The following is an 18,723-nucleotide window of genomic DNA, read 5'->3' on the forward strand; positions in this document are numbered from 1 at the left end:
TCAGACGATGTCCATCCATCTCCGGGAAGAATTAATAAAGTAATCAACACGCCATTCTTTTTGCATAGAAGTCTGGCTCTGCTTCTAATACTCTCAAGAAATTCCCATGCTTCCCGTCATTATTGAAGGGCCACAGATTAGTGTATCCTGTCGAAAAAGAGAACTGAGATTTGCCTTGGTCAGCAGAATCGAATCCTCTGCAAGAATACTCTGGTCTTGTTGAACCTGTCGCCCAGTTTGTCAATATCTGATACTTTGAATACTGTTTTGGTGTACTTCTGCAACAATCTTCTAAATCAATGTAGAATTTGAAATAAGAGCTTATCTCCACACTGGGCGATACCTGTAGCAACGCCGTCTTTGTTTGTCAGCGCCTTATCCGGCTGGATGGCCTCCCTGGAACTCCCTGTTGATACCAACCACAGAATGTACACGGATCACAATGTGCATCTTATTGAAATTCGTAATGATAAACAGATCTCTGTCCTTCTTATCTCCACATTCTCCTGTCAGGTATTTAGGAAGATTAATCACCGTCAGCGTCTCTCTTGGCTTAAAGATCCCTTCAACAGCATCGTGGGAATGTGGGATTGGCTTAACTTTATCCGCCATCATAATCTCCAGCACCTTTGCCACATTAATTCCATACAACTCACCGAATATGGTAAACTGCATAACTTCAATTTCATTTGTTCAGATTCCAATAAAATTTCTGTATTAGCCATACACTCACTCCTTTACATTCTATGTATATCTATCGACGCAATATTCATCCGAAATAAGAGCTAAAGCATCTTCTCCGGCTTTCCTGCTGACCGGACGTATACATTCCCCGTAGTCACATCCAAAAGCATGGTTCTCGCATAATTTGCCCCGACATCTTCACTGGTAAACGTAACCCCTCAGCCATCAATATCCTTTTCACATTCTGTGCATTTCTCTCGCCGATATTCCCAAGACCTCCATTGCCCTTCATCTCGAACATCTTGGCTCCACCTGCAATCTTGCATACCATCCGCGATTTTGACCCCCCAAACGCAGTAAGTTTGCGAAGTGTCTCACGGATACCTGTATCCATGAACTTAAATACATTTCCATCCTTCGCACCGCTCTTTTCAGGAAGCATAATATGAAGAAGCGCTCCTAGCTTAATCATCGGATCATAAAAAGAAACACCGATGCAAGACCCCAATGCATACGTAATCAGTATGCCCTCCTGTCTCGTCATCTTCATATCAGCAATTCCAACTGATATCTTCTTCTCCATCTATCATTCCACTCCTAGTTTTCATAAGAACATTTAAAGACTCTACATCAGGCAGAAGCAGCATATTACTATTTAATGCTTTTCCGTCTATTTTGAATTTGCCAGTTATCATCATAATAATCCTGTCTGGATTTGCCCCATCATCGCGATTGGCACGCTCATAATTCCACCTAACATATTCACGGCAAGCTGCGGAACTGACAGTTCTACACTCATATTCACCAGGAAGCCATTGCAGTAATATAGGATGAAATAACTATATTACCAATCTCCCATGAGAACAGACGAATCAATCTCCTCTAATTCAAAGAAATCTTCCTTCGTCTTACCCAGCATTCTCAAAAAGATTTCATCAGAAAATTCTTTCGTCAGAATGAACAGCATGATACCGCCCAATTCTCCCGACATCTCAACTAATATAGCCGCGACCACTTCCTCCGGATCTCCACATTGACCAGCGCCTCATTAAAATCCAGAATCTCCACTTTGGGAAGGGACATGTTCACCTTCGCATTTATCATACTGGATAGGGCTGTTGCGGCGTTACCGCCGCCAATACTGCCGATTTCCTTCAAATAATAATCTCAGCTCATAGTTCATTTCTTCATATGTTTTATCCCCATAATCCACTCTCTATCCCCTTAATGTATTAACCGTGCCCACAATCTCATCGGATGTCTGAACCATCTTCAAGGCATAGGAATACGCTCTCTGCGCCTCAATAATGCGGGTAAAATCATCAGAAACACTTGCGCCTGACATCTCCAATGCATGATCCACCACTTTTGCACCTGGCATCAAAAACGGCTGCCCGTTCTTTACAGACGGCACATATTCGTTATCTCCGACACTTAACATCCCGTCCATTATGTTGAAGCCGTAGACTCCAATCTGCCCGCTTAGCTCCCCGTCAATAATCTGAATTGGGTTACTGTTCTGGTCCAGAACAAAGTTCCCTTTATCGTTCACGAGATAGAATTCATCTCCGCGCTTTGACATACTGAAATGTCCGTTCCTTGTATATGTAATCTCATTGGTAATCGGACTTCTCATCATGAAAAATCCGGAATCAACGATTGCATAATCGAAATCTCCCTGTGTCGTTACCAGTCCCTTAGGACTGAAATCCGTCTTCGTCTGTTCTACAAGGATTCCTGTCCCCGCTTTCATCGGGGTATCGTCCCCGTTATAGTTATTCAGATTATAATACATCAGATCCGAAAATACCGGCGTTTTTGCTTTATAACCATAGTTATTCACATTTGCAAGGTTGTTGGCAACTACATCCAGCTTGCGCTGTTCCTCCATTGCTCCTCTTGCAGCAGTATAAAATGATGTGTACATATGCCTCTCCTCTCTGTCCTGCGTGTCAAACCGCCATATACAGCCTGTAGCTGGTCATCTGTTAGCTGCGCCCTACGTTGCAGAACCTATTGTAACCATCTTTGCTTCCAACTGATCATAAATCTTAAGAATCTGAGCCGAGCTCTGCAGAATTCTCTGACTGCTGATCATCCGTGTCATCTCCTCCGCCATGGAAACATTGGAGTCCTCCAGATATCTCTGTGTAACTGTGGTTCCACCGTCTGCCGCCTGAGGCTGTGCATTGGCTCTGAACACGCTTCCGCTAATCTTGGTCAACTGACCGTAATCCGCAAAATCTACAATCTGCAGCGTTCCGAAAAACTGATTTCCCTCCTCGCTGAAGATATTTCCCTGTTTATCGATAATGATATTATCTGTAGTCAGACGAATGGCTCCATTGGTCCCCTGCACCCTTCCGATTCCCGGCAGGGTTAAGTATCCCTCATTATCCAGGTTAAATGAACCGTCCCTCGTATATACAGGCCCTTCGCCGGTATCAATAACGAAGAAGCCATTGCCGGTCAGTCCCACGTCCAGAGCATCTCCTGTCTCCCGAATACCTCCTTCTGTATAGTCCGTTACCCTCTCGTCCGCGATGTTCATCCGTGATACCATACCTACTGCAGTCTTACCATCCCTGTCATATCGGTAGATCATCTCGTCCCGGAAGGTACTCTGCATGATTCTGTCCATCTTATATCCCGGAGTGGATACATTCGTCATATTGTTGCTGACGACATTCAGATTACGGTTCTGTGTGATCATATTAGAAGTTAGATCATAATACCCTTGAAACATTCCTGCTCTCCTTTTCTTCGTTAAATCTCTCCATGTGTTTCCTTAGTTTCTTTATTGCATTCGTATGAATCTGAGAGACACGCGGCTCACTGACACTCAGCACATCCGCAATCTGTCTCATATTCAATTCATCTATATAGTATAGTGAGATCACAAGCTGCTCATTCTCCTTGAGCGTACCGACCCCTTCCGCCAGAACCTGCGTAAGCTCCTTCTTAAGAAACTTACTCTCTGGCTGCTCACTTTTATCCCCCTGCGGCAGCGTCACTCCAACCTCATTCCCCTGTGCCTCCGCCAATACCATATCCAGTGAAAGAATGTTAAACAGTGATGCCTTGCGCATCGTCTCCTGATACTTCTCAGGGGTAATGTTCAGATAGTCTGTCACCTCCTGTACAGAAGGATAATACCCAAGTTTATTATATAACGTTGTGACCGCTTCTTCAATATCTCTAGTGCTCTTTCTTGTACTTCTTGGCACCCAATCCTGCTTTCTGGCAAGATCAATAATCATTCCTTTGATTCTTTTGGAAATAAATGTCTCGAATTTTACATTTTTATCCATATCAAACTTATCAATGGAGGACATAATCGCAATAACGCCCTCGCTGATGATATCATCTACCTGAGAAAACTCATATAAATATCCCGCATTTGAAGCGCAATGCTTCTTCACAAGATAGATATAGCGCATAACGATCTCCTGCTTTACTTCCAGGCTGCCCGTCTCTTTATACAGTTTTAAAAAAGATCTTCGTTCGTTTTGTCTTTATACCGTTCCTGCGTGTTCATATTGCACTCCGTTAAATTTTTGTTCTACATCGCTATATTGCCAACTGCCTGTATCTGGATATTGTTGCTGATCTCATTAAACGACAGCACATACACATCTGGGAAGAATTGCTCTATCAGACGGTAGACATGGATTCTTACCACCTGACTTGTCAGAATAATTGGCGTCTGGCCAAGCTCCTGAAATTTCTTTACTTCCTCAGACATCTGTGTAATCACATTCTGCATCACATCCGGACTAAGCGCTAAGTATACGCCATGGTCGCCGTTTGTTAAGCTGGTAATAATATTTTTCTCCAGCTCGGCATCCAATGTCACGACTCTCATGCTGTTGCCCTCGCAGAATCTTCTGGTAATCGTACGTTTCAGCGCAACACGAATATTCTCCGTAATGGAATCCAAATCCCGCACCGTCATGGAAGAATCTACAATGGTCTCCATGATCGTCTCCATATCCTTAATTGGAATACCTTCTTTCAGCAGATTCGTCAAAATCTTCTGGAAGTTACCGTAAGAGATCAAATTCGGGATTAATTCGTCTACAAGCCCTGGCGACTGCTTCTTCATATTGTCAATCAGACGTACAACCTCCTGACGGTTCAAAAGCTCATGAGCATGCTTCTTCACAGTCTCTGACAAATGTGTCAGCATAACAGACAACGGATCAATAACCGTATATCCATAGATCTCAGCCATTTCTTTCTTATCCACGGTAATCCATTTACTAGGAATACCATATGCAGGCTCAATGGTATCTATTCCATCGATCTCCTTCTCAAGATTCGGCGGCTCTAAGGCAAGGTAGTAGTCTACCAAAATCTCTCCTTTCGCAACTTCCTCTCCCTTAATCTTAATAACATACTGGTTCGTGTTCAGGCTTGAGCTGTCACGCAGCCTGATGGACGGAATGACAAGTCCCATCTCCTGTGCATACTGACGCCGGAAAATTACGATACGGTCGATCATCCTTCCGCCGCTTGCCTCGTCTACGAGAGGAATCAGGCTGTACCCAAACTCCATCTCGATTGGCTCCACTGAGATCAAAGAATATACGCTGTTGATATCTTTGAAATTTTCTTCATCCTCCATTATATTCATCGGATCAGCTTCCGCAACCCCCGGACTGCCCATAGCCATTGGTCCCTGTTCCGGAACCGCTGCAAACGACTGCATACGACGAAGGAGGTAAAAACCACCAAGCATCATTATAAGAGCAATCACTGAAAGCTGGAGCTTTGGCATCCCCGGAACTGCAATCAAAATAGCAAGAACGCCGCCTGCAATCATAATTGACCTTGGCTGTGCTGAGAACTGTCTTGTCACATCAATGTTCAGACTGTCTTCCGCAACCGCACGGGTTACAATCATACCGGTCGCCGTTGAGATAAGGAGTGCTGGTATCTGCGATACCAGACCGTCGCCAATGGTCGCAATGGAATATACTTGAAGTACTTCCGCAAATCCCATACCGCCCTGTACCATACCGATGATACAGCCGCCCAGGAAATTGACTGCCGTAATGATCAGGGACATGGTTGCATCTCCCTTAACAATCTTCGTAGCACCATCCATGGAGCCATAAAAGTCAGCTTCCTTCTGAATCTTGTAACGCCGCTCCTTCGCCTCATCCTCTGCGATAAGTCCGCTTCCCAAGTCAGCGTCAATCGCCATCTGCTTACCAGGCATAGCGTCCAACGTGAATCTCGCCGCTACCTCAGCTACACGCTCCGCGCCCTTAGTAATAACAAGGAACTGTACTAATACAATAATCAGGAAGATAACAACTCCGACAACCACATTTCCCTGGAGAACAAAGTCACCCATGGATTTGATTACCTGTCCCGCCGTACCTGAATTACTAAGGATACTTCTCGTGGAAGATATATTGATTCCGATACGGTATAAGGTTGTGATAAGAAGCAAAGAGAGGGGAAAATAGAAAATTCCAGCGCCTCTTTGATATTCATACTGATCAAAAGGATAATCAGCGATACCGCAATATTCAAAATAATCATAACGTCCAGAAAAAACGGACTTAACGGTATAATCAACAGCAGAACAATCATGACTACGATCAATGATACCGCATTATTTAATATATTTTTCATCCTCTACACCAACTTTTATTCATTCGGAATACCTCAACCAGTATCTCCGCTACCACTCCATAATACTCTGCTGGAATCTGTCCTCCAAGCGGAGTCGAAGCATAGATTCCCCTTGCAAGGGGCTTATTTTCAATCACCGTGACATTGCTGTTCTCTGCAATCTCTACGATCTTAAGAGCAATATAATCCTGGCCTTTTGCCACGACGACAGGGGCATTGTCATGGTCTATATCATATCGAAGCGCAACTGCAAAATGCGTAGGGTTTCGGATAATAACATCTGCATCCGGAACTGCCTGCATCATTCTGCTCCTGGCCATGCTCTGCTGGAGACTCTTAATCTTACCCTTGACCTTAGGATCTCCTTCCATCTGTTTGTATTCTTCCTTGACTTCCTCTTTGGACATCTTAATATCTTTTTCATATTTCCATCTCTGGAAGAAAAAGTCAAAACCCGCAACAGCTGCAAAAATCATCCCTATCCTTAAAACCATGCTTATAATCTCATTCAGAACATACGTAGCAACGCTAATAGTATTAATATCCATCATCTGCGCAATTACTACAAGCTGCTCCTTCAAAATCCTATATATAACTACTGCCAGAACAATAATCTTTAGAAGCGATTTAAGCACTTCCACAAGCTGTCTCGTAGAAAACAGATTTTTAATACCTTTTATCGGATTAAGCTTACTAAGTTTAAATTTTAACGGCTTCTTAGTAAAAAGGAACCGTGTCTGTATTCCAGTGGTAAGCACGCCAATAGCCAGACTAATTACACCAATTGGAAAATACACCATGCCAACGTTTCCACCGCTTTCATACCTACAAGCTGTAGATTACCAAGAGAAAGCTCATTGATATCTGCAACCGAGGAGATCTGAAAGATTAAACTCTCCCGAAGTCTGCGGTAAATAGTTGGAAAAAATAATTTTATACAATAGAAACACCCTACAAGCGAAGCGACCGCGATAACGTCCTTACTTACAGGAACATTACCTTCCTTACGTTGGTCGTTTCGCTTCTTAGGTGTGGCTTTTTCGGTTTTTTCATCTGACGCCAAAGGTGTTCACTTCCTTTATAAAAATGTCAGTATTCCCTGGACCGTCTTCATCATCGTTGTCATGATCTTCTCGATGAATTCGCCTGCAGGCGCATATAGAAGCGCCAAAGGCCCAGACCAACAATTAATTTCATCTGAATATTAATTACAAATATACTAATCTGCGGCACGACTTTATTCAGGATTCCAACTCCCATCTCCACAAGAAACTCTGCGGCAATCATGGGTAACGCAAGCTTCACTCCCATGCTCACACATTCCAGAAAGATATCAATAATTTTCAGCGCAAGTCCCTGGGTAAGCACAATTCCGCCATATGGCACGATTTCTGCCGAAGTCAGCAAAATTTTCATCAGCGCCAGGTGACCGTCTACTGCGAAAAAGCATAATCAACCATGCCTGATACACACTACCTGTTATAGGCATCTGTGCATTACTCTGGGGATCATACACTGTAGCCATAGACAAACCAATCTGATAGTCTATAATATATCCTGCAAAACTAACAATAAAAAAAAACAAGTGCATGACATATCCTAACACATATCCTGCCGCAAATTCTTTGATCAGAAGGAATCCGAACTCAATCGTACTCACAATCTCTACCGCCTCTTCCATCGAGGCCGAATATACCATCATCGTTAAGATAAAAATAAATCCTCCCTTAACTCTAATCGGTATATTATTTCTTCCCAATATCGGATTCATTAAGATAAACCCTGACATTCGCATCATAATCAGCGAAAATAAGGTAAGCTGTGCGGTATTATCTATCGACATGTCATCACTCCTCGCATCAGCCTTGTATCATCCGAAAGATCTTCGTGGTAAAATCCTGTAATGACTCTAACATAGAACTGCCGGAAAAGACAAGTATGACACCTATTACCAATAATTTCGGCACAAATGTAATCGTCTGTTCATGAATCTGCGTCGCTGCCTGTATGATGGAGATCAAGATGCCTACCAGCATACTGATCACCAACATTGGACCTGCCAGTTGGATAATCAGTATGAATACCTCATACATCAGGTCCGCCACTTCTCCATTCGTCATCTATATACTCCTTCCCGTCATCGGAAACTATTGACAATCGTGGAAAACAGAAGCTCCCATCCATTTACAGTTACGAATAACAGCAGCTTGAACGGCATTGAGATCATCGCCGGAGGCAGCATCATCATACCCATAGACATAAGGGTAGATGAAACCACGATATCGATCAAAAGAAATGGAATGTATAACAAAAATCCTGCAGTAAATCCTCTTTTCAACTCACTCGTCATGAAGGATGGGATTACCACTGTCATAGGAAGATCTACTCTGTTTTCTGTTTCCTCCACCCCCGACATATCCACAAATAGCTTAAGTGAACTCTCCTCCGTATTCGTCAGCATAAATTCCTTCAGTGGAACCTGAGCGCGGGAAATGGCTTCTTCCTGAGTAATCTCCTGGTTCTTATATGGCGTATAAGCTTCTGTATTGATCTGCTTAATGACCGGATCCATAATAAATAAAGTCAAAAAGATTGCAATTCCGACTAATACCATATTTGGCGGCGTTTGTTGGACACCCATCGCATTTCTCAAAAAAGAGAGAATGATTACTGTTCTTGCAAAAGACGTCACCATGATTAAAAGAGAGGGCAGAAGTGATATGACTGTCAACATCAGCAGGATATCCAGTGTAGGAACCTGATTGCCATTCACATTGATTAATGAATCGTACACTAATTTCTACCTCCTCTTTTCGTTATGTCACCCAGTTTATCCATCATCGATTTAAAGTCTGGTATCTTCCCAGCTCCTTCTTCTCCATCCGGCTCCAAAGGAAACAGATCCTCATCCGAAATCTCGGACAGGAGACTGACCTGGCCTGACGTGACACCAACGAGCAGATATTTTCCACCCACCTGCACAATCGCAATGTGTCTGTCCTGGCCAAGGGTGATCTGATCGATCAGGCGCATATAACGAGAACTGCCGTTTCTGCCCAGCCCTTTGCCTATGTATTTGCTGGCCAAATAACTCAGATATATAATCACTATTACCGCAACAAAGGTGGCAATCACTCTCCACATATCTTTCCTTCCCTACTCTCTTAATGCTGCTCTAACGCAATCAGATTCACTTTCATGATCTCTGTAATTCTTATTCCAAAGTTGTCTTCCACAACTACAACATCACCCTTTGCAATGCACTGACCATTGACATATAAGTCTACCTGCTCGCCCGCCAGTTTGTCCAGAACTACCAGGGAACCTTTTGTAAAGTCAAGTATATCCTTCACCAGCTTCTTTGTCCTGCCAATCTCAACGGAAACCTCCAGAGGCACGCTCATGATCAGTTCCATGTTTTCTTCCTGTTCGCCCTCCAGTACGATTCCGGTATCCGCCTTCAAATTTGGCTGCATTGGAGGCTGTACATGGATCATCTTCGGCTCAGGCGGCGCTGCCACCGGCTTGGGCGCACTATTCTGCTCCTGCATCTGCTGCTGCATCTGCTGCATCTGCTGCATCATCTGCTGCATCATCTGCATCTGCATCATAGAAACATCGGGACTCACCATGGGCTGTGCTGCCCCCTGCATCATCGGCATCATCGCAGGCTGTGCTGCTGCACCTGCCGTCGGTTCAGCTACGGGCGCTGCCGCAGCCTGTGCTGGAACTGGCGCCGGTTCTGGCGCTGCCGCTGGTGTCGGTGCGGGCTCTGCTGCTACTGGTGTCGGCGCAGAAGCTGGCTCTGGCGTTGGTGCTGGCGCCGGTTCTGGGTCTGGCTCTCCGCCTACCATACCTGCAAGCATTCTCTCAATTTCCTCCTGAGACATCTTGCCCCCCGAAGCCTCTGCTGCCGGTTCGCTCGCTGCCGGCGCTGGTTCCGGTACTGGCGCTGGCGTCGGCGCTTCTGCCTGCGGTACGCTTTCCTGTCCGCCTGGAACATAAGGAATAATATCCTCCGGCGGAAGGAAACCTTCCACCAGTCCCTTTGCCAGTGCAATCGGCATAACATTAAAGAATTCGCTCTCCAACTTATCTGCAATCTTCAAAGTGAATCCAATTAATACCTTTGGTTCTTCATCTATAAAATATTTATCTATAAACTGCTGCTCATTCTCCACCTCAAAAGAAATTGGCGTGGAGATATCTACTACTCTACCTAAGAATTCAGACAACGCTGTCGCAGATGCCCCCATCATCTGGTTCATGACCTCACAGACTGCACTGATGTTGATCTCATCTAACTCAAAATCTTCATCCGCAATCTCCATCCCCATAGCCATCTCGACGATTACTTTAATATCATGCCTCTTAAGAAGCATAACATTCTGACCCTCCAGACCAGCAACATAAGTAATCTCGACACAGACTGCCGGATCAACCCTGTCTAATTCAAACTCTTCTTTTTTCACGATGTTGACAATAGGTGTCGTTATATCTACCCTTGCACTCAGCATCGTGGAAACTGCTGTTGCCGACGCACCAAGGCTGATATTGAGTATCTCACCTATCGCATCTATTTCCAGTTTACTAAAGCAATCTGAATTCATATAAACCCTTCTCTCCTTCCGGGAAAATCACCCCTTTTTCTATTTGCCGATATCCAACGCTTTCTGCGCCATCAGCTTCATGGCATTAAAGGCCGTAATGTTTGCCTCATAGGCTCTCGTCGCAGACATACCGTCTATTGTCTCTTTTACAAGATCTACGTTCGGCATCATAACATAGCCTTCCTCATTTGCATCCGGGTGATCCGGATTATAAACAGGATTCAGGTCTCTCTGATCTTCCACAATCTCCGTTACTTTCACTCCGCCCTTGGACGCAGTCCGGTTTAGGAGGCTGTTAAATTTGGTACGAAAAGAGGTGGTCGGTACCTCCTGCAAGACTACCATCTTTCGGCGGTAAGCTCCCCCGCTGGCCGTCCTGGTTGTCTCAGCATTGGAGATGTTCTCTGCTGCAATATCAAGCCGCTGCCTCTCTGCCGTCATCCCTGATGCACTTATATCAAATGAATTCAAAAAGACATACTAACCTCCTTAAACTAGCCAAGGATCTTCTTCACAGTTGATAAGACACGCTCCGGCTTAAATGGCTTTACAATAAAATCCTTTGCTCCTGACTTAATGGAATCCATAACCATGGTCTCCTGTCCCATAGCAGAGCACATAACAACCGTTGCTCCTGGATCCATCGCCTTGATCTCCTTTAATGTCTCAAGACCGTCTTTGTTCGGCATGGTAATATCCATGAATACAAGATCCGGCTTCTCAGCAGTATAAGCCTCCACCGCTTTTACACCGTCCTCTGCTTCAATCAGATCCGTATACCCTGCCTGTGACAGCGTATTTTTTAACATCATTCTCATAAACGCCGCATCATCCACTAATAAAATCTTTGCCATTTCTTCTACCTCACTTTTGTTAATGTTATTGTTATCATTATAATTTATTTACTCAGATAATCCTTGGATTTATCTGGTAGTTATACTGCCACGTCTTCTTCCGCCTCTTCAAGCAACTTGTTCGGCTCAATCAGACGATCCTCAATCTTGACTGCTACATTCTTGTTATGTACGCCAAGCTGGCCATTGAACCATGGCTGGCCCTCGATATAGAGGGAAATCAGCGAATCCTGTGGTTTGTTCAGGTCGATGACGTCTCCCACATGGAGATTGTATACATCGTCCAGATTCAGCTTCGCTATGCCAAGCTGCGCCATAATATCCATCTTGGATTCTCTGATATTCTCCAGAATATCCTCCTTGGTGTTCCGAAGATGCGCCGCATCGATCTTCTTTGCCAGATGCTTCGTCTTATCAATGATTTCAAACATGTTGCTTAAAAGCGTGCCTGGCATACAGATATTCATACTTCCATCAATTCCGCCAAGGGATATGTGCAGCATGATAATTACTACTGTCTCATCTACACTAATTCCCTGGAACATACTTGGTTTCTCTTCCACCCGCTCGAACTCAACATCCAGATTGATATAACCAGCCCAGACATCTTTGGTAATCATAACCAAATACTTTATAATTTTTGCATAGAGGGCAAGCTCAATATCCGTATAAGTATAAGACATATCTACCGACATATCCATCCCCGTCCCTCCAAGCATACGGTCAATCATAGACGCCATCAGCAATGGACTAATATGCATCAGCATTGGAGGGTTACTGGACCGATCGGGCAAGTCTATATTAGCGATTGTGAGTACGTCCGACTCATTCAACGCATTTCCAAATTCGTAATAACGCTGCTCCTCAACCCCCATAACCTCAACTTCACTGGCAGCCCGGAACAGACCATTGATCTGTGAAGCAGCTATCCTGGAGTAGTTATCGTAGATACTGCTGAGCATCTTCAGCTTATCCTTCGTATACTTCTTTGGACTGAAGAAGTCGTACTTTTTGTACTCCTTCTCCTTTACTACCTCCTTCTTTTCCTCTACCACCTCATCCGCACCGGAATTCTGCATGGAATTCAGCAATGCGTCTATCTGACTTTGCGATAATACATCTGCCATCCTAAACTCCCACTTTCCTTACTTTACTCGGTTGTTCTGTTCATCATCTGATAATACTCTTCCAGAGAATGTTCTACTGCGTCAGACTTGGTGATCAGTAATTCAACCCTCCGGTTCTTCGCCCGATTCTCCGGCGTATCAAACGGTGCAACAGGCCTGAACTGTCCATATCCCATCGGAACAATCTTATCTGGCGTTACTTCCGTCCGCTGTTGGATGAATGCCGCAACCCTTGCCGCTCTCTCCGATGAAAGAACCCTGTCATTCTCCGGATTGTTCGGAATCACTGGGTCTGCCTGCGTCGTATGTCCCAACACCTGAATCTCCTTCACAGAGTCCTTGACTCCTGAGATAATCGACGCAAACTGCGCCAAAACATCCATTCCCTCCTGTTTAATCACAGAACTGTCTCCGTCAAAGAATACATTATCCTGAAATGTGATAAAAGTATAGCCATCCCCTTTAAACAGCTCTACTTCGCTATTCATATTCGCTTCATCCACTGCGGCTTTCAGACTCTCATACAACTCGTCAAATGCCTCTGCCTCTACTGCTCCCGACACATCGTTGGGCGCGCCAGGGTCAGTCTCATCTGCAATCTGGGACAACTCCTCGGCTTCAGGGTTGAAGCTCTTAACAATCATAATCCATTTCGACTGGTCCAAAGTAGAGATGGAGTATAGTAATACGAAGAAACATAACAGCAGAGTTACCAGGTCTCCATAGGTGTCCATCCAATTGGCGCCGCCACCGCCGCCGCCTTTGTTCCTCTTCTTCATAGCTCCCTCCTGTTATTCTTCTGCCTTTTTGCCCTTTGCAGCAACTGCATCCGGATCCAGAAGCTTCTGGCGCTCTTTCTGGGACACGAATGTAACCAGCTTCTCACGCAGGAACTTCGGATTGTCTCCCGCCTGAATTGCAAGGATTCCCTCAATCATAATCTGCTTATACAGTAATTCCTCGTCATTCCTTACTCTCAGTTTCTTAGCAATTGGTGAGAATATCAAGTGGGCAAGTATACATCCGTAGAATGTCGTAATCAACGCTGTTCCCATGGCAGGGCCAATGTCTCCCGCACCGCCTTCATCAAGATTCATACCCTTCAGCATGTTGACCAGTCCGACCAGCGTACCAATCATACCAAAAGCAGGCGCTTTCGCATCCAAAGTATCATAAATCCCGATACAGTCCTCATGTCTTGACAGCATGGCTTCCACGTCACTCTCCAGAAGGGTACGTACTTCTTCCGGTTCTGTTGCATCCACAATCAACATGATGCCTTGCTTGAAAAACATGTCATCAAGCTCATTCGCTTTCTCCTCCAACGCCAGCAGACCATTCTGTCTCGCAAGCTGAGCCATCTCAACCAGTATATCAATCAATTCACCGATGTTATACTTCTTCCCCTGAAATAGCATCTTCGTATGCTTGGGAAGAGTCAGCAACATATTGAAGGGATAACATGCGATTCCCGCTGCAAGCGTACCTCCAATAACAATCGCGATACTGGGAAGGTCCCAGAAGTTTCCAAGCTTTGCCGGTCCGATACCTACGAATACGATCAGCACCGCACCGATAACCACACCTAAAATACTAGTTATGTCCACTTATCTTCACCACCCTATTCCTTAATTACTATACTATCTATCTCCACGGTAGCAATGTATCTTACCATTGTACTCAATTGTTTTCCTGATTATCTCTTCCGCACCTTCTTTTACGATGTAAAACTTGCCGTTAGTCATAAGGATCTTTGATTCCGGTATCAATTCCACAGATTCTATATGCGCACAATTCAATACGATCTTTGTGTCATTTAATTTCGTCAGCATTATCATATCATAGTTCCTCATAAATTTCAAACATATCCCAGTATATGGTGAAGATGTATTCGCCATATACTGGAATATGCTGTCAAAATCACATCTATTACTTGCCGGCGGTTATTAACGCTTCATATTAACAAGCTCCTGTAACATTTCATCCGTTACTGTGATAATCTTTGAGTTGGCCTGGAACCCTCTCTGGGTTGTAATCATGTTGGAAAATTCATTCGCAAGGTCTACGTTTGCCATCTCAAGTGTTCCTCCTAAAAGCTTTCCAACCGGACCGCCGTTGGGTTTGATCGCCTCTACATCCCCGCAGTTTGGACCCACTGAGTAATAGTAACCGTCCTGCTTCTCAAGGCCGTTGGGGTTCTCTACGGAAACCAGGGCAATCTGTCCGACCGGAATAGTACGGTTGTTTCTGTCGGTTCCCATAATAGTTCCGTCTTCATTGATTCTCCAGCTCTGGATATCATACCGCTGACCTGTTTGTTCATCAATCGGAATACGAATGGCAGTCAATTCGTCCGCATACTCTGCCGCTACGCCTGGAATCAAATCATTTCCCTGATTTCTTCCATCTTCTACTGGCTCAACAAAATCCACATTTGGCGTACCCACTGGACCATTACCATCATTCACAAACATCGCTCCATAAATTCCAGTACCCGCAGCGCCAATTGTTGTAGCAAATGTATCGCCAGCCTCTTTTGCTGTAATTGTAAGCGTTGCACTATTAAGATATCTTCCGATACGGTCCAGGCTGACATTGACTTTCGTGAAATCCAGTCCGTTACACTCTGGCACAAGTTTTCCATTTTCATCCAGCTTCTGCTTTGACACATATGTTACCCAGTCATTCACGGCATCTTCAAAATCATTTACCGAAGTAACGTTTGTGTCAACCTTTACACCAGCTATTGTAATCGTCCATTTTGTACCTGCCGCAGCACCCTGAGCCGGCTTCTCCAGTTTAACAGGAACATCTTTAATCGTAACAGAGCTGGCTGACGCCGGTGTCTCCGGCGTTCCTGTTCCCTCAATCGGCGCATATCCATACACATAACTTCCCTGATTATCTACCATATATCCATTGTTATCTACACGGAAGATGCCGACTCTTGACAAACTAAGTCCTGATGACTCCACGTTATCAAACGCACCGTTTACCATATTACCTACCAGGAAGAAGCCTGTTCCGTCAATCATACAATCCAGATTGTTGGAGGAGGGCGCCGGGGCGCCGGTGTTAAACTCCGTAGAGATTGATGATAACTTTGAACCGTAACCTACCTGAGAAGCGTTATGTCCTCCGGCTGCTCCCGCCAACTGGCTTCCGCCTGTACTGCTGATAGAATTCGTATACATTCCGTCCTGAAAGTTATAGCTAAAAGACTTAAAACTCCATGTATTAACGTTCGCTATATTATTACCGATAACGTCCAATTTGGACTGATGTGCCTTGAGTCCTGCAACTCCTGCAATCATTGATCTAACCATTTGTTATACACCCTTTCTTTATTATATCCTGCGCGTCTTTGGGAAACCTATGGTATTCTCCATCGGCTCCACTGTGTATCTGCAAGTCATACAGATACGAAACCCCCATCAAATGGTCCGGCTTACATTAAGACCGCGCTGTCAATATTGGTAAATATATTTTCCCTCATCTCTGTTCCTGACATTGTTGTCACTACGACGTTATGTGGAACATTTACTATAAAAGCCCCGCTCTCGCCGATGATAACCACGTCTCTTGCACCTTTTTCCCTGGCTTTCGATACTGCCTGGTTCAAGTCCTTAAGGAGACCGTCTGTCATCTCGATTCCCCGCTCCCGGACTCTCTGTACCGCATGTTTGGAGAACTGAACGGACTGAGCTTTGTCGGCTTCTTTCTGCAAAACGTCTGCGAACTGCACCTTAGTGACTGTATTCGCACCTGCACCTGTGATTCCCTGTGTCTGCAGCTGCGCTGACGCATGCTGCAGCTTAAGCGCTCCGGCATTGGTAATCTGGTTCATCTTACTCATCACTTGCACCGCCTTTATCTCTAATCCCCTTAATCCCCTTAACTACTCTTTATCCTTATCACCTGTCGTATTGTCAGTATCCGTCTTATCGGTTCCTTCCGTCTTGTCTGTGTCATTTTTATCCTTGTCTTCATCCTTCACCGGAACTTCACCGATACCCATTACTTGTGACAACTCGTACTTTTTTCCGTCGATATATACTGCCGTAGCGCCAGTTAAATCTACGCCTGTTACCGTTCCCTTCTTGGTTCCGGTTACTTCGCCCTCCTCATTCGTAATCGCAACGGTTACTTCTTTTCCGAGCAACCCTGTAGAATAGGTGGTCAAGGTTACCTGCGACAGATTGTTGGAAACGGTTGCAAAATTAGATACTGCCGACGTCACCTGAGTCATAGCATTCATGGTAGCCATCTGTGTCATCTGATTCATCATTTCACTGTTACTCATCGGATTCATGGGATCCTGATATTGAAGCTGTGCCGCCATCAATTTCCAGAAATCATCCATGGTCATATCGCTCTTGTTAGATACCGCCGACGTCTGTGTAGCCTTCGACGCATCGTATTGATATTGGGCGGCATCGCTCTTTAATACATCTTCAACTCCTGCCATATTCTTCTCCTTTCTTATCCAACCAATCCCAGACGCAGCTTCTGCAAAAATTGTTCTGCATCCTCACCGTCCTGGTTCTGATTTTTGTCTTTCTTCTCCTGCTTTGCGTTCTGGTCTGCCTGCTCATTTTCATCCCGTGTCTGATTCAGGTAGTCAGTCTCCTGCTTCTCCACAATAATGGTCGTCTCCCCGCCAAGATTCCGGTCAATGATGTTGCCAATCTCACGCGCGTTCTGACTAAGTGCATCCATAGCACGCTTTTCTGAACAAACGATCGAGATTGTTGCCTGATTCCCTTCATACAGTACTTTTACAGCAATCTTTCCAAGATTTACAGGTTCAATATGAATCTCAAACTCCTTCACACCCTCCACAAGCTTGGAAAGCATTGTATCTGTAACCTTCTCTGGAAGTTCCTCTGGCTGCTCTACATAAACTCTGGCAATCGTCTCCGGCTTTTCCACCTCTGGCTGTGGGATCCTCTCCGCCTCTGGTCTTACTGCCGCCGCTGCCTGCTCCGGCGTAAACTGCTCTGACTGTACCTCCCCCTTTTCCTGGGGCTGTTCAGTTTTCACTGCCTCTTTTAAATTCGATGAGAAATCCTGGGGCTGCTGCTGTGTCTCAGACGCGTCTTGTGTCTGTACAACCGACATCGCTTCCGCCGCCTTCACCTCTGTTTTCCCTTGCATCTGCTCTGGACGAGTCTCAGCCTGCTTCGGTAAAACCGTCTCAACCCTTCCGGTTTCCGGCATCTGAACCTGCTGAGCTTCTGCCTCAGTCTGCACTTGAACCGCCTCTGTTTCTTTAGCGTCCGTCATCTGCATCATCAGTTCTTTGCCTTCAGCTTCAGTCTGCACCTGAACCGCCATCTCTGGCGTTGGGGCCGGGGCCTGTTCTCCCGTCTTCTGCTCAACAACAGCGAAGCCACAAGAGAGCCGTTGGCACATCTGCGCCGCAATCATTGCTTCCGCCTGACTGGTATCTGTCTCTTTGCTGTCTGTCTTATCCGTCTTGTCCTTAGACACTCCTTCTTGCTTCTGCTCGCCTGATGCCTCGGTCTTATCTGTCGCTGTATCCTGATCTTTATCCTTGGTTACTTCCTTACTATCCTGTTTCCCTTGTGCATCCTCATCCTTGCTCTGAAGCATCTTCCGGAAGTCATAGTCTCCAGATACATCCCCAGTCTGATTAGGCGCTTTCGTCTTTCCTGCAGCCTGAAATGCAATATCCATCGTCTTCATACTCAATTTCTCCATGGGCTTCCTCCTCCTTTCTTAATAATATTGGTGTAACTCTTGACACTCTAATTTACAGCCACGCCCTATAATATATGA

Annotated in this window: 22 protein-coding genes and 3 pseudogenes; all 25 read right to left on the reverse strand. The window is 45.1% G+C overall.

The features are described 5' to 3' along the window. Positions 1 to 375: 375 nt before the first annotated feature. A complete protein-coding gene (locus GN277_RS29650) occupies positions 376 to 675 on the reverse strand; it encodes a chemotaxis protein CheW (protein WP_244324517.1) in 300 nt (99 codons plus the stop codon). A gap of 110 nt (positions 676 to 785) precedes the next feature. Next, positions 786 to 1,267: pseudogene (locus GN277_RS00010) on the reverse strand (chemotaxis protein CheD). Positions 1,268 to 1,528: 261 nt separating this feature from the next. Next, a complete protein-coding gene (locus GN277_RS29655; RefSeq protein WP_244324518.1) occupies positions 1,529 to 1,675 on the reverse strand; it encodes a hypothetical protein in 147 nt (48 codons plus the stop codon). Between the two features lie 5 nt (positions 1,676 to 1,680). Continuing rightward, the gene (locus GN277_RS29660; protein WP_244324519.1) at positions 1,681 to 1,842 is read right to left on the reverse strand and encodes a chemotaxis protein CheC; all 162 of its coding nucleotides are present in this window, start codon (positions 1,840 to 1,842) and stop codon (positions 1,681 to 1,683) included. 58 nt (positions 1,843 to 1,900) lie between these two features. After that, positions 1,901 to 2,611, reverse strand: a complete 711-nt coding sequence (locus GN277_RS00020; RefSeq protein WP_159748800.1) for a flagellar hook-basal body protein — start codon at positions 2,609 to 2,611, stop codon at positions 1,901 to 1,903. 72 nt (positions 2,612 to 2,683) lie between these two features. Continuing rightward, positions 2,684 to 3,430, reverse strand: coding sequence for a flagellar hook-basal body protein (locus GN277_RS00025; RefSeq protein WP_159748802.1), 747 nt, complete (start codon positions 3,428 to 3,430; stop codon positions 2,684 to 2,686). Beyond that, positions 3,411 to 4,124 carry a sigma-70 family RNA polymerase sigma factor gene (locus tag GN277_RS00030; RefSeq protein WP_244324520.1) on the reverse strand — a complete coding sequence of 238 codons (714 nt, stop codon included), beginning with the start codon at positions 4,122 to 4,124 and terminating at the stop codon, positions 3,411 to 3,413. Before GN277_RS00030 ends, GN277_RS00025 begins: the two co-directional genes overlap by 20 nt. Positions 4,125 to 4,246: 122 nt before the next feature. After that, a pseudogene (gene flhA / locus GN277_RS00035) lies at positions 4,247 to 6,330 on the reverse strand (flagellar biosynthesis protein FlhA). Beyond that, entirely contained in the window at positions 6,327 to 7,130 is an 804-nt protein-coding gene (locus GN277_RS00040) for an EscU/YscU/HrcU family type III secretion system export apparatus switch protein (protein ID WP_244324522.1), read from the reverse strand. Before GN277_RS00040 ends, flhA begins: the two are co-directional and overlap by 4 nt. After that, positions 7,106 to 7,393, reverse strand: coding sequence for an EscU/YscU/HrcU family type III secretion system export apparatus switch protein (locus tag GN277_RS29665; protein WP_244324525.1), 288 nt, complete (start codon positions 7,391 to 7,393; stop codon positions 7,106 to 7,108). The genes GN277_RS00040 and GN277_RS29665 overlap by 25 nt, the downstream gene beginning before the upstream one ends. A 59-nt stretch (positions 7,394 to 7,452) precedes the next feature. After that, a pseudogene (locus tag GN277_RS00045) lies at positions 7,453 to 8,173 on the reverse strand (flagellar biosynthetic protein FliR). Between the two features lie 16 nt (positions 8,174 to 8,189). Continuing rightward, positions 8,190 to 8,450: a flagellar biosynthetic protein FliQ gene (locus tag GN277_RS00050; RefSeq protein ID WP_159748804.1), complete on the reverse strand. Its 261-nt coding sequence runs from the start codon at positions 8,448 to 8,450 to the stop codon at positions 8,190 to 8,192. A 17-nt stretch (positions 8,451 to 8,467) separates the two neighbouring features. Further along, positions 8,468 to 9,124: a flagellar type III secretion system pore protein FliP gene (fliP, locus tag GN277_RS00055; protein WP_159748806.1), complete on the reverse strand. Its 657-nt coding sequence runs from the start codon at positions 9,122 to 9,124 to the stop codon at positions 8,468 to 8,470. Continuing rightward, positions 9,124 to 9,474 carry a flagellar biosynthetic protein FliO gene (gene fliO / locus GN277_RS00060; RefSeq protein ID WP_159748808.1) on the reverse strand — a complete coding sequence of 117 codons (351 nt, stop codon included), beginning with the start codon at positions 9,472 to 9,474 and terminating at the stop codon, positions 9,124 to 9,126. Before fliO ends, fliP begins: the two co-directional genes overlap by 1 nt. A gap of 20 nt (positions 9,475 to 9,494) precedes the next feature. Then, the gene (fliN, locus tag GN277_RS00065; protein WP_159748810.1) at positions 9,495 to 10,940 is read right to left on the reverse strand and encodes a flagellar motor switch protein FliN; all 1,446 of its coding nucleotides are present in this window, start codon (positions 10,938 to 10,940) and stop codon (positions 9,495 to 9,497) included. 39 nt (positions 10,941 to 10,979) lie between these two features. Next, on the reverse strand, positions 10,980 to 11,381 hold the full coding sequence (flgC, locus tag GN277_RS00070) for a flagellar basal body rod protein FlgC (RefSeq protein WP_159756215.1): 402 nt from the start codon (positions 11,379 to 11,381) through the stop codon (positions 10,980 to 10,982). Between the two features lie 53 nt (positions 11,382 to 11,434). Then, complete coding sequence (locus GN277_RS00075; RefSeq protein ID WP_159748812.1) at positions 11,435 to 11,794, reverse strand: response regulator; 360 nt, start codon at positions 11,792 to 11,794, stop codon at positions 11,435 to 11,437. 80 nt (positions 11,795 to 11,874) lie between these two features. Further along, a complete protein-coding gene (locus GN277_RS00080) occupies positions 11,875 to 12,921 on the reverse strand; it encodes a flagellar motor switch protein FliM (protein WP_159748814.1) in 1,047 nt (348 codons plus the stop codon). A gap of 23 nt (positions 12,922 to 12,944) precedes the next feature. Next, positions 12,945 to 13,700, reverse strand: coding sequence for an OmpA/MotB family protein (locus GN277_RS00085; protein ID WP_159748816.1), 756 nt, complete (start codon positions 13,698 to 13,700; stop codon positions 12,945 to 12,947). Positions 13,701 to 13,712: 12 nt separating this feature from the next. Next, the gene (locus tag GN277_RS00090) at positions 13,713 to 14,528 is read right to left on the reverse strand and encodes a motility protein A (RefSeq protein WP_159748818.1); all 816 of its coding nucleotides are present in this window, start codon (positions 14,526 to 14,528) and stop codon (positions 13,713 to 13,715) included. A gap of 33 nt (positions 14,529 to 14,561) precedes the next feature. Further along, positions 14,562 to 14,819, reverse strand: a complete 258-nt coding sequence (locus GN277_RS31940) for a flagellar FlbD family protein (RefSeq protein ID WP_334296659.1) — start codon at positions 14,817 to 14,819, stop codon at positions 14,562 to 14,564. A 48-nt stretch (positions 14,820 to 14,867) separates the two neighbouring features. After that, entirely contained in the window at positions 14,868 to 16,247 is a 1,380-nt protein-coding gene (locus tag GN277_RS00100) for a flagellar hook-basal body complex protein (RefSeq protein WP_159748822.1), read from the reverse strand. A gap of 122 nt (positions 16,248 to 16,369) precedes the next feature. Beyond that, a complete protein-coding gene (locus tag GN277_RS00105) occupies positions 16,370 to 16,777 on the reverse strand; it encodes a TIGR02530 family flagellar biosynthesis protein (protein WP_159748824.1) in 408 nt (135 codons plus the stop codon). Positions 16,778 to 16,819: 42 nt separating this feature from the next. Next, positions 16,820 to 17,389: a flagellar hook assembly protein FlgD gene (locus GN277_RS00110; protein ID WP_159748826.1), complete on the reverse strand. Its 570-nt coding sequence runs from the start codon at positions 17,387 to 17,389 to the stop codon at positions 16,820 to 16,822. Between the two features lie 14 nt (positions 17,390 to 17,403). Next, positions 17,404 to 18,645, reverse strand: coding sequence for a flagellar hook-length control protein FliK (locus GN277_RS00115; RefSeq protein ID WP_159748828.1), 1,242 nt, complete (start codon positions 18,643 to 18,645; stop codon positions 17,404 to 17,406). Positions 18,646 to 18,723: the final 78 nt, after the last annotated feature.

The organism is Sporofaciens musculi (assembly GCF_009830285.1).
Lineage (GTDB): Bacteria > Bacillota > Clostridia > Lachnospirales > Lachnospiraceae > Sporofaciens > Sporofaciens musculi.

Bases quoted from the DNA above. Each gene is read 5' to 3' on its own strand.
- GN277_RS29650 (WP_244324517.1), bottom strand. From the start codon at position 675: ATGCAGTTTACCATATTCGGTGAGTTGTATGGAATTAATGTGGCAAAG.
- GN277_RS29655 (WP_244324518.1), bottom strand. From the start codon at position 1,675: ATGTCGGGAGAATTGGGCGGTATCATGCTGTTCATTCTGACGAAAGAA.
- GN277_RS00020 (WP_159748800.1), bottom strand. From the start codon at position 2,611: ATGTACACATCATTTTATACTGCTGCAAGAGGAGCAATGGAGGAACAG.
- GN277_RS00025 (WP_159748802.1), bottom strand. From the start codon at position 3,430: ATGTTTCAAGGGTATTATGATCTAACTTCTAATATGATCACACAGAAC.
- GN277_RS00030 (WP_244324520.1), bottom strand. From the start codon at position 4,124: ATGCGCTATATCTATCTTGTGAAGAAGCATTGCGCTTCAAATGCGGGA.
- GN277_RS00040 (WP_244324522.1), bottom strand. From the start codon at position 7,130: ATGGTGTATTTTCCAATTGGTGTAATTAGTCTGGCTATTGGCGTGCTT.
- GN277_RS00050 (WP_159748804.1), bottom strand. From the start codon at position 8,450: ATGACGAATGGAGAAGTGGCGGACCTGATGTATGAGGTATTCATACTG.
- fliO (WP_159748808.1), bottom strand. From the start codon at position 9,474: ATGTGGAGAGTGATTGCCACCTTTGTTGCGGTAATAGTGATTATATAT.
- fliN (WP_159748810.1), bottom strand. From the start codon at position 10,940: ATGAATTCAGATTGCTTTAGTAAACTGGAAATAGATGCGATAGGTGAG.
- flgC (WP_159756215.1), bottom strand. From the start codon at position 11,381: ATGACGGCAGAGAGGCAGCGGCTTGATATTGCAGCAGAGAACATCTCC.
- GN277_RS00075 (WP_159748812.1), bottom strand. From the start codon at position 11,794: ATGGCAAAGATTTTATTAGTGGATGATGCGGCGTTTATGAGAATGATG.
- GN277_RS00080 (WP_159748814.1), bottom strand. From the start codon at position 12,921: ATGGCAGATGTATTATCGCAAAGTCAGATAGACGCATTGCTGAATTCC.
- GN277_RS00085 (WP_159748816.1), bottom strand. From the start codon at position 13,700: ATGAAGAAGAGGAACAAAGGCGGCGGCGGTGGCGGCGCCAATTGGATG.
- GN277_RS31940 (WP_334296659.1), bottom strand. From the start codon at position 14,819: ATGGCGAATACATCTTCACCATATACTGGGATATGTTTGAAATTTATG.
- GN277_RS00100 (WP_159748822.1), bottom strand. From the start codon at position 16,247: ATGGTTAGATCAATGATTGCAGGAGTTGCAGGACTCAAGGCACATCAG.
- GN277_RS00105 (WP_159748824.1), bottom strand. From the start codon at position 16,777: ATGAGTAAGATGAACCAGATTACCAATGCCGGAGCGCTTAAGCTGCAG.
- GN277_RS00110 (WP_159748826.1), bottom strand. From the start codon at position 17,389: ATGGCAGGAGTTGAAGATGTATTAAAGAGCGATGCCGCCCAATATCAA.
- GN277_RS00115 (WP_159748828.1), bottom strand. From the start codon at position 18,645: ATGGAGAAATTGAGTATGAAGACGATGGATATTGCATTTCAGGCTGCA.